The sequence below is a fragment of the Mycobacterium kubicae genome (assembly GCF_015689175.1).
GTDB classification, from domain to species: Bacteria; Actinomycetota; Actinomycetes; order Mycobacteriales; family Mycobacteriaceae; genus Mycobacterium; species Mycobacterium kubicae.
In genome coordinates, this window is record NZ_CP065047.1 from 1,617,617 (window position 1) to 1,632,879 (window position 15,263).

General features: G+C 63.5%; 14 protein-coding genes and 1 other RNA gene. 11 read left to right on the plus strand and 4 right to left on the minus strand.

From position 1 onward, the window contains the following. Positions 1-26 precede the first annotated feature (26 nt). From prfB to ssrA, 9 genes are all read left to right on the plus strand, one after another. Complete coding sequence (gene prfB / locus I2456_RS07670) at positions 27-1,142, plus strand: peptide chain release factor 2 (RefSeq protein WP_085074107.1); 1,116 nt, start codon at positions 27-29, stop codon at positions 1,140-1,142. Beyond that, on the plus strand, positions 1,132-2,103 hold the full coding sequence (locus I2456_RS07675; RefSeq protein WP_068026313.1) for a mechanosensitive ion channel family protein: 972 nt from the start codon (positions 1,132-1,134) through the stop codon (positions 2,101-2,103). The genes prfB and I2456_RS07675 overlap by 11 nt, the downstream gene beginning before the upstream one ends. Then, entirely contained in the window at positions 2,103-2,579 is a 477-nt protein-coding gene (locus I2456_RS07680; RefSeq protein ID WP_085074106.1) for an Rv3103c family proline-rich protein, read from the plus strand. Before I2456_RS07675 ends, I2456_RS07680 begins: the two co-directional genes overlap by 1 nt. A 44-nt stretch (positions 2,580-2,623) precedes the next feature. Further along, complete coding sequence (ftsE, locus tag I2456_RS07685) at positions 2,624-3,313, plus strand: cell division ATP-binding protein FtsE (protein WP_068033330.1); 690 nt, start codon at positions 2,624-2,626, stop codon at positions 3,311-3,313. Then, positions 3,313-4,206, plus strand: coding sequence for a permease-like cell division protein FtsX (gene ftsX / locus I2456_RS07690; protein ID WP_068033280.1), 894 nt, complete (start codon positions 3,313-3,315; stop codon positions 4,204-4,206). Before ftsE ends, ftsX begins: the two co-directional genes overlap by 1 nt. Positions 4,207-4,208: 2 nt before the next feature. After that, complete coding sequence (gene smpB / locus I2456_RS07695; RefSeq protein ID WP_068033281.1) at positions 4,209-4,715, plus strand: SsrA-binding protein SmpB; 507 nt, start codon at positions 4,209-4,211, stop codon at positions 4,713-4,715. A 24-nt stretch (positions 4,716-4,739) separates the two neighbouring features. Beyond that, entirely contained in the window at positions 4,740-5,585 is an 846-nt protein-coding gene (locus I2456_RS07700; protein ID WP_085074105.1) for a maleylpyruvate isomerase family mycothiol-dependent enzyme, read from the plus strand. Between the two features lie 181 nt (positions 5,586-5,766). Further along, positions 5,767-6,729 (plus strand): hypothetical protein, encoded by a 963-nt coding sequence (locus I2456_RS07705; protein ID WP_085074104.1) that lies wholly within the window; start codon positions 5,767-5,769, stop codon positions 6,727-6,729. Between the two features lie 193 nt (positions 6,730-6,922). Continuing rightward, positions 6,923-7,290: a transfer-messenger RNA gene (gene ssrA / locus I2456_RS07710) on the plus strand. A gap of 307 nt (positions 7,291-7,597) precedes the next feature. Here the strand turns inward: ssrA and I2456_RS07715 are convergent. After that, the gene (locus tag I2456_RS07715; RefSeq protein ID WP_085074103.1) at positions 7,598-8,230 is read right to left on the minus strand and encodes a DUF4352 domain-containing protein; all 633 of its coding nucleotides are present in this window, start codon (positions 8,228-8,230) and stop codon (positions 7,598-7,600) included. 167 nt (positions 8,231-8,397) lie between these two features. Next, a complete protein-coding gene (locus tag I2456_RS29095) occupies positions 8,398-8,757 on the minus strand; it encodes a CDGP domain-containing protein (RefSeq protein WP_085074102.1) in 360 nt (119 codons plus the stop codon). Positions 8,758-9,529: 772 nt separating this feature from the next. Here I2456_RS29095 and I2456_RS07720 point away from each other — a divergent pair. Further along, positions 9,530-11,665, plus strand: a complete 2,136-nt coding sequence (locus tag I2456_RS07720) for a hypothetical protein (RefSeq protein WP_085074101.1) — start codon at positions 9,530-9,532, stop codon at positions 11,663-11,665. A 37-nt stretch (positions 11,666-11,702) separates the two neighbouring features. On the opposite strand, the gene I2456_RS07725 is transcribed toward I2456_RS07720, so the two are convergent. Next, complete coding sequence (locus I2456_RS07725; RefSeq protein WP_085074100.1) at positions 11,703-12,722, minus strand: methyltransferase; 1,020 nt, start codon at positions 12,720-12,722, stop codon at positions 11,703-11,705. A 175-nt stretch (positions 12,723-12,897) separates the two neighbouring features. Then, positions 12,898-13,542, minus strand: a complete 645-nt coding sequence (locus I2456_RS07730; protein WP_085074099.1) for a S1 family peptidase — start codon at positions 13,540-13,542, stop codon at positions 12,898-12,900. Between the two features lie 295 nt (positions 13,543-13,837). Between I2456_RS07730 and lipY the strand changes: the two genes are divergently transcribed. Beyond that, positions 13,838-15,244, plus strand: coding sequence for a triacylglycerol lipase LipY (lipY, locus tag I2456_RS07735; protein WP_085074098.1), 1,407 nt, complete (start codon positions 13,838-13,840; stop codon positions 15,242-15,244). The last annotated feature ends 19 nt before the right edge of the window (positions 15,245-15,263 follow it).

Sequence of the window (15,263 nt, forward strand, 5' to 3'; positions counted from 1 at the left end):
CGTTGATGCCGGTAACGTGGGCGCCTGTGGAACCTGACCGTCAAGCAGATATTGCCGCCCTCGACTCCACCCTGACCACGGTGGAGCGGGTGCTTGACGTCGACGGTTTGAAGGGCCGCATCGAGAAGCTCGAACACGAGGCCTCCGACCCGAATCTGTGGGACGACCAGACGCGGGCGCAAAAGGTCACCAGCGAGCTTTCCCACGCGCAAGGCGAGTTGCGCCGCATCAAAGATCTGCGACGTCGCCTCGACGACCTCCCGGTGCTGTATGAACTCGCGGCCGAGGAGGAAGGCTCGGCCGCCGCCGATGCGCGCGCCGAAGCCGACGCCGAACTCACCGCGTTGCGCGCCGATATAGAAGCCACCGAAGTGCGCACCTTGCTGTCCGGTGAGTACGACGAACGTGAGGCATTGGTCACAATCCGCTCGGGTGCGGGCGGGGTGGACGCGGCCGACTGGGCAGAGATGTTGATGCGGATGTACATCCGCTGGGCTGAGCAGCACAAATACCCCGTCGAAGTGTTCGACACCTCCTACGCCGAAGAGGCCGGAATCAAGAGCGCCACCTTCGCGGTGCACGCGCCTTTCGCCTATGGCACATTGTCGGTCGAACAAGGGACTCATCGGCTGGTGCGGATCAGCCCGTTCGACAACCAAAGTCGACGTCAAACGTCTTTCGCGGAAGTCGAAGTGCTGCCGGTGGTGGAGACCACCGACCACATCGAAATCCCCGAAGGGGACCTGCGGGTCGACGTCTACCGTTCCAGCGGCCCCGGCGGCCAATCGGTCAACACCACCGACTCGGCGGTTCGTTTAACCCACATCCCAACGGGTATTGTCGTCACTTGCCAGAACGAGAAGTCGCAACTGCAGAACAAAGTTGCGGCGATGCGGGTGCTTCAGGCAAAACTGTTGGAGCGCAAGCGTTTAGAAGAGCGCGCGGAGCTGGACGCCTTGAAAGGCGAAGGCGGCAGCTCCTGGGGTAACCAAATGCGGTCCTACGTGCTGCACCCCTATCAGATGGTCAAGGATCTGCGCACCGAGTACGAGGTGGGCAATCCGGCGGCCGTCTTGGACGGAGACATCGACGGGTTCCTGGAAGCGGGAATCCGGTGGCGCAACCGAAAAGATGACAACTAATAACACTGTTCTTGCCATGTCCGTGGCTCAGCGCTGGCACGACTTCTGGCGCGGCCAAATAGGTGAATGGATCATCACCCGGGGACTGCGCGTCGTCATGCTGCTCATCGCGGCGGTACTGGCGGCCCGGTTCGTCAACTGGGTGGCACAACGGGTCACAAAGCAACTCGACCTCGGCTTCGCCGAGAGCGACGCATTAGTGCGCTCGGAGGCGACCAAACACCGCCAAGCCGTGGCCTCGGTGATCTCGTGGGTGTCGATCGTGCTCATCGGCATCGTCGTCATCATGCAGATCGCCGAAGTCCTGCAGTTTTCCGTCGGTGGCCTGGTCGCGCCGGCCACGGTGGTCGGCGCCGCGCTCGGTTTCGGTGCCCAGCAGTTGGTCAAGGACCTGCTCGCCGGGTTCTTCCTCATCGTCGAGCGCCAATACGGCTTCGGGGACCTGGTGAAGCTGACCATCCAGGGGTCCACGACGGACGCCACCGGCACCGTCGAAAACGTCACCTTGCGGGTGACCAAGCTGCGTTCGTCCGACGGAGAGTTGTTCACCGTTCCGAACGGCCAGATCGTCAAGTCGATCAACCTGTCCAAGGACTGGGCTCGTGCGGTGGTGGACATCCCCGTCTCGACCAACGCCGACCTCAACCGCGTGAACGAGGTCTTGCACCAGGAATGCGAGCGCGCGCGCGACGACGCGGTGCTCGGGGAGTTGCTGCTGGATTCGCCCACGGTCATGGGGGTGGAAAGCATCGAAGTCGACACCGTGACGCTGCGACTGGTGGCGCGCACGTTGCCCGGCAAGCAGTTCGAGGCGGGTCGGCAACTGCGTGTGCTGGTCATCCGGGCGCTCGCTCGCGCCGGCATCGTGACGGCAGCTGACGCAACGATCGGCCTCGTCGAAGATCCCGCCGTACCCGCCGCCGAAGCCGCCGAGGCCGCCAAGGCGAAGGATCCGGTGTAGTGGCGCGGCTATCGCTGAACATCCTGCCCAAGCGGGTCCAAGAAGCGCAGCGGCGCGTGCCCGACCACCTCTTCGGCGGCCGCGTACGTACCTCCACCTTGGTGTTGATCGTGGCGTTCCTGGCGGTCTGGTGGGTCTACGAGGCCTACCGCCCGGAACCTCCGGCCAAGACCAACACCCCGCCAGCTCAGGTGGTGCCGCCGGGCTACGTGCCCGATCCGGATTACACCTGGGTACCGCGGACCCGGGTGAACCAGCCGACGCAGGCGCCCAGGACGACGACCACCACGCCGCGCCCGACCACCACGCCGCCGCCGACGACCACCACGACGACCACGTCGCCGCCGTTCACCCTGCCGACGCCGCCGTGCCTGCTGCCGCCACCGTTCTGCCCGGCGACCAGCACCCCCAGCCCGCCACCGGGGCAGTTGCCCGGCCCCGGCCCGACCCCCACCTCGTCGCCCCCGGCAAGCTGAATTTCGCTTGCCCCGCGACCTCACCGCTACACTGGCGTGCCGTGATGATCACCCTGGAACATGTCACCAAGCAGTACAAATCGTCGGCACGCCCAGCGCTGGACGACGTCAACGTCAAGATCGACAAGGGTGAGTTCGTCTTCTTGATCGGACCGTCGGGCTCGGGCAAGTCGACGTTCATGCGGCTGCTGCTGGCCGCCGAGACGCCGACGACCGGTGATGTCCGGGTGTCGAAGTTCCATGTCAACAAGCTGCGGGGCCGGCACGTACCGCGGCTGCGGCAGGTGATCGGCTGCGTCTTCCAGGACTTCCGGTTGCTGCAGCAGAAGACGGTGTACGACAACGTCGCCTTCGCTTTGGAGGTCATCGGCAAGCGCGCCGACGCGATCAACCGGGTGGTGCCCGAGGTGCTCGACACGGTGGGCCTGTCCGGGAAGGCCAACCGGTTGCCGCACGAGCTGTCCGGCGGTGAGCAGCAGCGCGTCGCGATCGCCCGCGCCTTCGTCAACCGGCCACTGGTGCTGCTGGCCGACGAGCCCACTGGCAACCTCGATCCAGACACCAGTAAGGACATCATGGATTTGTTGGAGCGGATCAACCGCACCGGGACGACGGTGGTGATGGCGACACACGACCACCACATCGTCGACTCGATGCGGCAGCGCGTGGTCGAGCTGTCCTTGGGCCGGTTGGTCCGTGACGAGCAGCGCGGCGTCTACGGGGTGGATCGCTAGTGCGCTTCGGCTTCCTGCTCAACGAGGTCCTGACCGGGTTTCGTCGCAATGTCACCATGACCATCGCGATGATCCTGACGACGGCGATCTCGATCGGCCTGTTCGGCGGTGGTCTGCTGGTGGTCCGGTTGGCGGACAACTCGCGAGCGATCTACCTGGACCGGGTCGAAACCCAGGTCTTCCTGACCGACGACGTCTCGGCCAACGACCCGACGTGTGACACCGACGCGTGCAAGGCGTTGCGGGAGCGGATCGAGAAGCGATCCGACGTCAAATCGGTGCGGTTCCTCAACCGGCAGCAGGCCTACGACGACGCGATCCGCAAGTTCCCGCAATACAAGGACGTCGCGGGCAAGGATTCGTTCCCGGCGTCGTTCATCGTCAAGCTCGACAACCCCGAGCAGCACAAGGACTTCGACACCGCGATGACCGGCCAGCCCGGCGTGCTGTCCGTGCTCAATCAAAAGGATTTGATCGACCGGCTCTTCGCCGTGCTGGATGGATTGAGTAATGCCGCCTTCGCGGTCGCGCTGGTGCAAGCCGTCGGGGCGATTCTGCTGATCGCCAACATGGTCCAAGTCGCCGCCTACACCCGGCGCACGGAGATCGGCATCATGCGTCTGGTCGGTGCCAGCCGATGGTACACCCAGCTGCCGTTCCTGGTGGAGGCGACCCTGGCCGCGACGATCGGTGTCGTCATCGCCATCGGCGGTTTGATCGTGGTGCGTGCGCTGTTCTTGGACAACGCGTTGAATCAGTTCTACCAAGCGAATCTGATCGCCCGGGTCGACTACGCAGACATCTTCTATATCTCACCGGTGTTGTTGGTGCTGGGCGTGGCGATGTCAGGGTTGACGGCGTACGCGACGTTGCGCCTCTACGTGCGGCGATAGCGGTGTCCAACAAGGCCGGTGGCGCCAAGGCGGCCGCCAAGCGCGGTGGCAAACAGATCATCGCCAGCAACCGCAAGGCCCGCCACAATTACGCCGTTCTCGAGGTGTTCGAGGCCGGCATCGCGTTGCAGGGCACCGAGGTGAAGAGCCTGCGCGAGGGGCAGGCCTCGCTGGCCGACGCGTTCGCCACCGTCGATGACGGGGAGATCTGGCTGCGCAACCTGCACATCCCGGAATATCAGCACGGCAGCTGGACGAACCACGCTCCGCGCCGCAACCGCAAGTTGCTGCTGCATCGCCGGCAGATCGACGCGTTGATCGGCAAGATCCGGGAAGGAAACTTCGCCCTGGTGCCGCTGTCGCTGTACTTCACCGAGGGCAAGGTCAAAGTCGAGCTCGCGTTGGCCCGCGGTAAGCAGGCCCGCGACAAACGCCAGGACCTGGCGCGCCGCGACGCCCAGCGCGAAGTGCTGCGTGAGCTGGGACGCCGGGCCAAGGGCATGAGCTGAGGATCGTCCGCCTAGTATCCGAACATGGCTGGCCGACCCGTCACCGAACTGAACAAGTCTGAGGTCCTCTCCAGCCTCTTCTCCGTCTGGGACGGAATCGATGCGATGTTGGTCGGCCTCTCCGAAGACCAGTGGCTTGCGAGCAGTCCGCTGCCGGGCTGGGACGTGAAGGCGTTGGTAGCACACATGATTGGCACGGAGTCGTTCTTGGCGGGTGTCAGTGCGCCGCAACCAGACATCGACGTGGCCGCACTCGACCACGTGCGTAACGACATTGGCGTGATGAACGAGTGCTGGGTTCGCCACCTGCGAGAGCACTCCGGGACCGATGTGCTGGCGCGCTTCCGCGCAATAACGAGCGAGCGGCGTAATGCATTGGAGGGCATGTCGGATCGTGATTGGAACGCGGTCACTGCCACTCCAGTGGGTCCGGACAGTTACGGAAGATTCATGCGGGTAAGGGTTTTCGACTGCTGGATGCATGAGCAAGACATCCGCGTCGCGCTCAACCGGCCGTCGTCGGACGACGACCTCGGCGTTCCGGCAGCGCAATTGGCGGTAGACGAGATTGCGGCCACCATGGGCTTCGTCGTCGGAAAGCTCGCGAAAGTGCCCGACGGTACCCGGGTTCTGTTCGAACTGACTGGGCCACTGGCACGCGACATCCGCGTCCGCGTCAACGGGCGGGCTCAGGTGGTCGACGACTTCGGCGATCAGGGGCCGACCGCGACGATTCGGCTGGACGGACTGCAGTTCACCCGCCTCGCCGGCGGTCGTCCGATGTGCCCGGCCCGCCCACAGAACGTGGAACTCGGTGGTGACTCGGACGTTGCCCGCCAAATAGTCGGACGCCTCAACTTCGTGATCTGACAATCTGTTTGGCTATCTATATAGTCTGCCCCGGATTAGCGGAGACGCTCGCGTCCCGGAGTTAAGCGAGATATGTCACACCTTGGCAGCAGATGGTGTATCGGCGCCCAGGACGGGTAGCCGAAAGACACCGGCGCGCTCGCGCCAAACAAAATCCGAAAGCCAAGGAGGCCATTTTCTTATGACTGCACCAGATACGACCAGATTGCTCGCGCAGCTACGCACTCTGCTCGATCTGACGAACACCGAAATTCAGGTAGCCGAGACTCGCGTTGCCCAGGCCCGCACCGAGGCCGTTCGCCGCGAACTTTCGCAGAACGCTTCCAACGGTCGGGACCGCGCTGAGGCCATCGAGACGGCCATTCGTGAGCTGGGCGGCTACCCCGACGTGATCGGCCCCTTCCTGGGCCGCGCCGCTGCGGCGGTGAAGGCCCTCACCGAGCAGGCCGCACCGTTCGACGAGGCGCTGCTGGGTGACCTCGCGCTTGAGGACCAGCTGCTGGACCGCGCGCGCTACACCAAGGCTTTGGCCGTTGCTGCCAAGCGTCAGGACATCGTCGAGCTGGCCGAGCGCCTGATCACCGCCCACTCGGCGACCGTCGACTGGCTCACCACCGTGCTTGCCGAGGACGCCCTGGGCGGCCCGGCTGCGCTGCGTCGCACCCCGCTGCAGGCTGCCGCCGGCACCGCGGTCAAGCTGGTCAACCTGCCCGTGTCGTGGTCGGCACGTGGTGTGGACCGGGCAGTCGATGCCCTCCGCTCGACCGGTCCGGCGTTGAACGACCTGGTCAAGCGTGGCGGCAACGCCAGCGAGATCGCCGCGAAGGCGCTTTCCGCTTCGCAGAGTGCTGCCCTGCGTGCCGCGGAGCGGGTCACCCGCTCGGAGGGCGCGGACAAGGCCGCCGACGCGTTGCACTCCGGCCGCGAATCGGTCGGTGTCTTGGACGCCAAGGAACTGCCGATCCGCAACTACGACGACCTGAACATCAGCGACGCCGTGGCTGCCATCAAGGATCTGAGCAACCCGACTGACGTGCGGATCATCATCGCTTACGAAGAGGCGCACAAGAACCGGCAGCGCATCGTCTCGGCGGCGCAGACCCGCGTTGCTGCCATCGCCCAAGAGGTCGTCGGCATCAACTAGTCGCTCGCGCCGAGTGTGGGCCATGGGTATGGCGAAGGCCAGGTTTTCGTCCATAACCCCCACACTCAACGGCTTGACCCGAGTGCCCCCGGTCGTGACCGGGGGCACTCGGCCGTCGGGAAGCTAGTTGCGTTGCCAGCTGTTGGTAGGGGCGTAACATGGATTGTCCCGCTGGAAATCGGCGGGGATGCGAGGGGCTGAACGGTTTCGACTTCGCGCATCGAATCAAGGGAAGCGTGCCGGTGCAGGCAAGAGACCACCGTAAGCGTCGTTGCAACCAATTAAGCGCCGAGAACACTCAGCGCGACTTCGCTCTCGCTGCCTAAGCGACAGCAAGTCCGTCAGACCGGGAACGCCCTCGACCCGGACCCTGGCGTCATCAAGAGGGATCAACCGATGAGTTCGGTCGCGGGACTTATCGGGACACTCACAGCGACTGGGATCGTCATCCTGGCTTGTTCGCGTGACCAGGAGATCCGAGCAGAGGCATAGCGGACTGCGCACGGAGAAGTCTTGAGGGAATGCCGTAGGACCCGGGTTCGATTCCCGGCAGCTCCACCATTGACCAGTCGGTTGGCGACCGCCGTTCGTGAGTACTCTTAGCAAACGCGGAGGTCGACGGGTCAGATGTGCGGCCCCGATCTATCGGACTAACGTCTGATGACCGGCCGTCGCGCTAGCTTCTGTCGCGCCCGCGGATCCACAATCTGCGGCAGAGTGCGCGAGCTGGCTGATTCCGCATCGCCCACCGCTGCCGGTCATCCAACGCCCACCACGGTCCCGAATCGGACCACGGCCGACGTGTACGGCACCTGGACCCGCGCAGCGCCCAAGCCGCCGCCGAAGTCTGGCGAATCGGGGGCCCGTATCAGAGCTTCACTTTCGCCCCATCGCTGAAGACCGAATCGTGTAGCTCTACCGCCTTAAACGTTGTGCCGGGTGGGACGTCGAACGGCACGAGAACGGTGACGGTGAACCCGGGGTTCATATCGGTGAGCATGGAATTGTTGTCGCCATTCTCGCTGCGGTTCATTTCCAATGCCGCCATCGAGTCGGCGGCGTACTCCTTGCCGGCGGTGTCGACGAGCTTTTGATTCTGCACGAAGAACGATTGAGGTTGCTGGCCAATGTTGGTCACGGTCATGGTGAGTATGACGAACTCCCCTCGCGCCGTTGATAAGCCCTCTTGTTTGGAGGTGCGGACGTTCTTCACGACGAACGCGAACTTGCCGTCTCTAACTTCCTGACCGACATTCGCGGTGGTGGCGTCAGTCGCGTGGTGATTGCTGTTAACAGATGAGCCAACAGCGAGGATCAAGACACCGCATCCGCCGAAGAACAACACCACCACCGCAAGCAGGACCCAGGGCCACACGTGCCGTTTACGAGGCGGCTGCGCAGGAGGCGGTGGAGTGGCCGTCCAGTGGTTGCCGTCCCAGTAGCGTGTACCGGGCGCTCCGGTTGGGTCGGGATACCAGCCTGGCGGCGTCGCTTGGGTCATAATCCACGCACCATACTTGGGGCGTGAATTCTGCGGAGCCAAATTAAGGGCTGGGGTACCTTCTTCCCACGTTGCCGGCTAATCACTTTGAGGCTTCGACGCCATCACCTCCGCGCGATTGCGGCCCCAACCTCCGCGCGGGGCGGTAGCGCGCTTCTCGTGTTCGCCTAACCAAGGTGGCCTGGCTCATCGGGGAGCACAGTATCCGGCGTCACCGGATAGGTCTCGTCAGACTGAATCCGGTCACCAACCCAGCCGCCCGGATAGTAGGTGCAGTGGCTGGAATAGCTGCCGCTAGAGCAACTGGATGATGCATTGACGTAGTGCGCCGGAACGCCGATGATCCGCTCTCGCGTCCACGAGCCGTCTGGCCGAATAGGTCCGTCACATATCTGGCGTGTTTGGGTGCCGAAGAATCCCCACGGGACGGATTCACATCCCCGCGGAAGCGCGCCAGCGGTGGGCGCGGCCAACGTCGACACGGCGAGTGCTGCCGCTGCCGACATGATGATCAACCCCCTGATCATGATTTCCCCTTTAGTCGAGCGTCTTGTCTACGAAACGTTACGCGCGGTCGCGTTTGCTAGTGAGCGAATCAGACGCACGTTTTGCAGCCACAGACCAACTGAAGTTACTGCTGTTTCAGCTGTTGCTGGGGTTAATTCATGGGGTTGGTGAGGGCCGATAGCGATATCGTGTCTTGGTTGCTGAGGCTGCGTCTCACGCGCTAATCGCCGTACGCGCGTCGTTCACCGCAGGGTGCCCGGGCGCAGATCGTGCTTGGTGGTCATGAATGCCCGTCATCGATGAGCGATCGTCGGAAAGCTGCGCGGCATCCAATCGGTGACATGTCCTCTCGCATCCGATTCCCACATAAAATGGTCCCAGGGCCAGAGCAGTCGGCGGCGGTTCATCACCCGGGGGATCCCGTTCTACGCAATGTTGTTCTAAAAGGTTAGAGTCGTCGGTCTGTGCCGAGCCGCGCTGAATGCCGCGAAACCGGGCGCCGCGCCTACAATCCTCGCGTGGCGTAAGCGCGATTAGCCATCGGGGGCCTCCTTCTCGTCGTGCGTTGACTTCCTGCATCTGCACCCGCACGCCCTTGGGTCCGCGGCGCCACGTTCCGAAGGCAACTCAGCGCTCGTCCACCGTTTTCCCTCGCGCGACTCGGCCTTCTGACTCGAAACACGCGATTTTGGGTAAAGCTTCCCCAAGCCGGCTGAACCGCAATCATTAGGGCCGGCCAACCACCCGCGCGGGGACACCACTATGCGCGCCGCCGAGAGACGGAGTCACGACATGCATCGCCCCGACACGATGATCGAGATTCACCGCGAACGCGTGCAGGACCAGACGGTCGAGATGTTCAGCGGCGACAAGTACACCGAGTCCGTCGACGGGACCGGTTACTCCGCGACCGCCACCCTCGACGTCACGCTGGATCGCGTCTGGTTCGTCCTCGATTCTCATCAACGCTTGTGGCAGGAGGAGACCGACGGTGAGCGCCGCGATCCACTGCGGCACTTCGCGATCGACCTGGTGATCTTCGATTCGAAGATCGTGATCGATGCGGTGACCTGTATCCCGCTGGTGTCGCTGCCCCCGGCGACGGTCACGATCCCCGACGGTCCGCGTGCCGGGGAATCGCGCGAGATCCCGTACAACGAGATTCCGCTGTTCGGGCGGTTGACGATTCACGACCAGCTTGAGCCCCACCAAATCGAGCAGGGCAAGGAGACGATCGCACTCAACTTCACTGCCCAGGATGCTCCTACGCTGGTCGCCACACCCTTGACCGACCAGTACACCGGGTGGCTGTTCGGCCCGCACGTCGAACGCCGTGACGATGGGGTCACCGTCTTCGCCGGACAAGACCCCCGAGTCAGCTGGGAACTCGACTACGCCGAGGCCTACTGGATCACCCACAGCATCGCTGGGGAGCTGATGGTCAATCTGGAAAAGGTCCAGCACCCCAGCATCTCCGACGACGAAGCGAGAACCAGAGTGCTCGACTCGCTTGCCGCCCAAATCGCCGATGCGGTTCGACCGCAACTGGAAGCTATGGGCGACAATGGGATTCAGCAACTACTGCCGTCGCCAGTGGACGTCGACCCTGAGGCGCAGGACGACAGCACGTTCAAGGCGCTCGACGCCATTGTGCAGCGCTTCGACGTCGGCGGGACCACTGAAGAATCCATGGTGGTGCAGCTGCAAACACTGCGCGAGTTACCGTCGGGGGAGGAGTTGCCCGCATCGGTGCTGGCCGAAAACCCCTGCGAGAAGACGGCTCTGGCCGTCACCGGGTGGAGCATCCTGCGCCAGGTCCGTGACACCGTGATGAAAAGCTTTGATCTGGAAGAAAGCGACTTCGACCCCGATGCGCCGTGTCTGCTGGACGGTCCGAAGACGATCAGTATTGGCGGCCAAGACCGCAGCCTCGACGCTCTAGGTGCCGATATCGTGCCGCGCAGCCAGGACGGCCGGCTGGTCATCGAGGGCACCGTGAGTGCTGAAACCAAGCTCTACGACTTCAACGCCACTTTCAAGGTGACCTACGAAATGGGTCTCGATGACATACCCCGTGACCCGAAGGGAAAGGAGTTGGTGCGCGACGAGGTCGATACCATCGAGCTTCTCGAAGAGACGCTGAACCTCGCCGGCCTCAAGAAGCGCGCCCGTCAAATCACCAACGAAGAGTACGAAGCGGAAGTCAAGCGCGTCAGCGAGCGATTCGATCAGCTGCCGAGAACGGTGGGGGTGCGGCCGACGCAGACCTCTGAGCCGGAGGTGAACGCGGACTTCAGTCTGACCGCAGGCGGCAAAGTCGCTACGGCTGCCGGCGCGGCGGCTGTCGTCGGTTTGCTTGCGCTGCCGGTGACTTGGGTTGCGGGGGCGGCCGGCGTCGGGGCTGCCGGTGCGGGGGGTCTGCTGACCCTGGCGATCGCGCAGTACATCACCACCGTGTTGACCCTTGACTGGTTCGGCACCGGGCTCGGCTCGCGTCAGGTCAAGAAATCGCTGAACGACCAACCTGAGGGCACCTCGCTTCCTCCGGTCGGCATGCCGGTCGAGGTGGATCTCAACCGTCAGCGCCTCGCGGTCTACTTCCGTCCGGTGCCGGCGAAGCTGTGGGTTGACCGCGTCGTGGTGCAGGCGGACGAAGAAGAAGAGGCCGACCGCAACGACATTCGGGTGGTCGGTGGACGGTGGCCCACCGATGGCCATCCATGGAAGCTTTCGCACGACGATGCGGTGTTGTTCGTCGACTCCGACGAACTGCAGCTGCTCGTGGCCCCAAAGAGCCTGCGCGGCCAAGAATTACCGATCACTGTTGCCACGGAAGACGGCGGGCGACGCCGATTGCAAGTGGAGGGCGACCCCGACGCGCTGCTCGAGCTTCAGGAGCGCTCGAGGCCTGACGATGAGGGCGACTGAGCGAATCGCGCGGCTCACTGTAAAGCAGCTTTTGCAGCTAGCGTCGACAGACGGTCGCCTCGATAGCGCAGTACATGCCCGAGCCCGAAGTGATCCGATCCAGGGTGAAGCCGCCCTCGTCGAGGAGTCGTCGCCACTGCGACTCGGTGCGCTCGCGACCCCCGAGCATCGTCATCATGGTGAAGTCGACGATCTTGGCGGCATGCGGTGCGTCGTCCTCCGGCACCACCAACTCGAATAGGAGCAGATGAGCGCCTGGGTTGGCAGCGCCGCCGATAGCGTTCAAGATGCGCAGCGCCGAGGCGTCGTCCCAGTCGTGCAGGACGGCCGACAGCACGTAGATGTCGGCAGCGGGAACGCTGTCGAAGAAATTTCCACTGACGGTGGTAGTTCGGTCGGCGAGTCCGGCTGCAGCCAGTTTCGCGGTGGCTGCCGCGACGACGCTGGGCGTGTCGAACACGATGCCGCGTCGGCCGGGAAGCCGGCGCAGGATTTCCGCGAGCAGGGTGCCGTCGGCGCCGCCGATGTCGGCGATCGTGTCTCCGCTCGGAAACTCAAGCCGGTCCAGTAGGTCGCCGCGGCCGCCCGTAGTGAAGCCTGCCATAGCGGCGTTCTGCAACTCGGCAAGACCTTCGGTGGCGTTGATCCAGTCGAAGAACGGTTGGCCGAGATATTCGGTGGCGGCTGCGTCGCCGGTGCGTACGGTATGCAGCAGGCGGCTGAATGGCGCGTAGTCGGTTCGCATGAGGTAGCGCGCAACGTCGCGCATCGAATCGGCCGGACCATCGGCGAGTGTGCGGCCCAGTTCGGTGAGCTCCACGTCGCGGCCTGACGTGTGGAACACGCCCAGCGGTACGAGAAACCGGATGAGCCGTTCGAGCGCATCAGCGTTCGCGCCGACACTGGTTGCGAGGTCGTCGACACGCCGCGGGCCCTGCAGCAACACGGTGGCGATGTCCAGTTCTGCCACAACGTACAGAGCCTGGGACACCTCGAAACCGGCGAGCAATTGGTGCATCTGGGCGGCAGCAGGGGCGATCTGTGGATCAGCAGTCATGTCTCGATGCAGCCTTTCTGGGGGCGATGATCGTTGATGCTTCGCCCATAGAGACGTATTGGGCTACGAAACGGATGCCGTTACTCGCGTCACAGCGATTGGGTCAGGCAGCCCGGCTGGCGAGTCAGTGACAGCGCCAAAAGTAAGTCGTCTCCAGGTTCACGCGCGGCGCAGCTCACGGCAGTATGCGCAGACCCCATCTGCCGAGGAGCGGCTGCACGGGTATGTAGACGGTGGTGTTCAGATCGTCACCATACGAACCCGCCAAGATGCCGACCGCGCTGACGCTGCCGTCCGAGTTCTTCACGAAACCCGCGCTACCGCTGTCGCCGGGTTGGGCGGGCACGCTGGCGATAACCACATCGCCGTCGATGTCCTTGACGGGGCCGCACGTCTCGCCGGTGATTGCGCCGAGTTTGCAGAACGGCGCGCCGACCTGGATTTGGTTACTGCTCAACACGTTTCGGACCCGTCTGCCGCCGACCCCGCCCACCGGCACGCCGACACCAGGCTCAAGGCGGATGATGGCCGCATCTTGTCGGTCAGTTTCGTGCTCGCTCGCGGTGATTTTCCCGAGCGGAACGTCTCCGTCGTAAGTCCACAGCGAGCCCTCGGCGTGATCACAATGACCGCTGGTGAACAAGTAGTAGCTACCGTCGTCGCCTTGGGCCGCAAAACCTGCGGTGCATTTCGAGTCTTGATCCTTGACCTGTATCCCCGGTGCGGGAGGCGACGCCGCCAGCGCCGGGTCCGCGACTATCAGCGAAGCCACCAGCAGCACACCGACCAGCGCAAGCCCTCGAAACAAACGTGTGATCACACCGCTTCCTTTGCTCGGGTCCGCTTGGCCAAGCCGCGCAAACACTACCCGTCAGGCGGTGATCAGGCACGGCGTAGATCTGCTCCCGCGACTGCTGGAGAAGGCGTTCGGCCCACCCGATAACCAAATCTGAAAATTTTGCTAGCGGACTGCCGCCGCGAGCGATAAATTCCGTTGGGGTCTGCGACTCGTTGAGAGTCGCAGTGAAGCGGGGGTGGGCGAGTTCTCCTCGGCGCAACAGCCGAAGGCGAAGCGCCATCCGCGGCACGTGCGGGCGATATGGAGGGTCAGCCTTATGTCATCGGTGGTGGTCGTTCCGGAGTGGCTCACTGCGGCAGCGGCAAATGTGGCTGAAGTCGGGTCCACGATCGAAGAGGCTAACGCTGCCGTGGCGGCGCAGACCACGGGCGTGCTAGCCGCCGCCGAGGATGAGGTTTCGGCGGCGATCGCCGCTTTGTTCTCCGCACACGGTGAGGGCTACCAAGCGTTCAGCGCGCAGGCGGCGCTGTTTCACGACCGGTTCGTGCAGGCCTTGGCCAACGCCAGCGGGGCGTACGCCGCCGCCGAGGCGGCCAGTGTCTCACCACTGGCGGCTTTCGAGCAGGCAGTGCTCGGAGTCGAGCAGGGGATTCAGCAGCTCCCGACGACGATTGCCACCGAATTCTCCGAGATCTCCAATTACTTCTTCACCCAGATTTTCGGAGCGCCGGCTGCTCCGCCGTTCCCGGCCAGCCAGACAGGTGGCTTCTCCGGCGCCCCGTCGTTGATCACCAGGTTTGAAGAAGCGTTGCTGTACCCGGTGAAGCCTATCCTGGCGTTGTCCGGGATCGAACCGCAGTTGTCGGTGCCAGGTTCGCCGATACTGTCGTTTCTGGGCGCGGAGCTGCCGCCTCCGCTGTCGTGGTTGATTGGGAATTCTCCGCCACCGTTCTTGAACATGTTGCTCGGTGAAACGGTGCAGTACACCACATACAACGGGATGAGCGTTGTGCAAATTACGCCGGCACATCCGACCGGCGACTACGTGGTCGCCATCCATGGTGGTGCGTTTATTCTTCCACCCTCAATTTTCCACTGGATCAATTACTCGGTAATGGCTTACCAAACCGGCGCGACGTTTGAAGTGCCGATTTATCCCTTGCTACAGCAGGGCGGTACCGCCGGCACGGTAGTACCGCTGATGTCGAATTTCATCTCCTCGATGATCACTCCTGCGCACCCGCACGTGAGCGTCATCGGTGACTCCGCAGGTGGCAACCTGGCGCTAGCGGCAGTCGAATACATGGCGGCTAATCCCAACACCTATAGCGCATTGCCGACGTCCATGGTGCTGCTGTCGCCCTGGCTGGATCTGGGAATGACCAACCCGAATATCGGATTCGTGCAGGACCCGCTGCTCCCGGTTGGGCCTGCGCAGCAAATCGGTAGAGCATGGGCAAACGGTCTCGACATCATGGACCCCATGGTCAGTCCGCTGTATGGGGTCTCGAACTTACCCCCCGGATTTCCCACGACGTACGTCTATTCGGGCAACCTAGACATACTTTCGCCCGATGTCTTCAGACTTCAGGAATTCGCGAAGGCGGACGCCGCCCCCTTCTACTTCGTCCTGGGCAACGGGCAGATCCACGACTGGACCATCCTCACCCTGGATGGTCCCCAGTATTGGCAACAGATCGGTCAAGAACTCATCGCGGCCTGACGTCCGTTCGCCGGAGTTG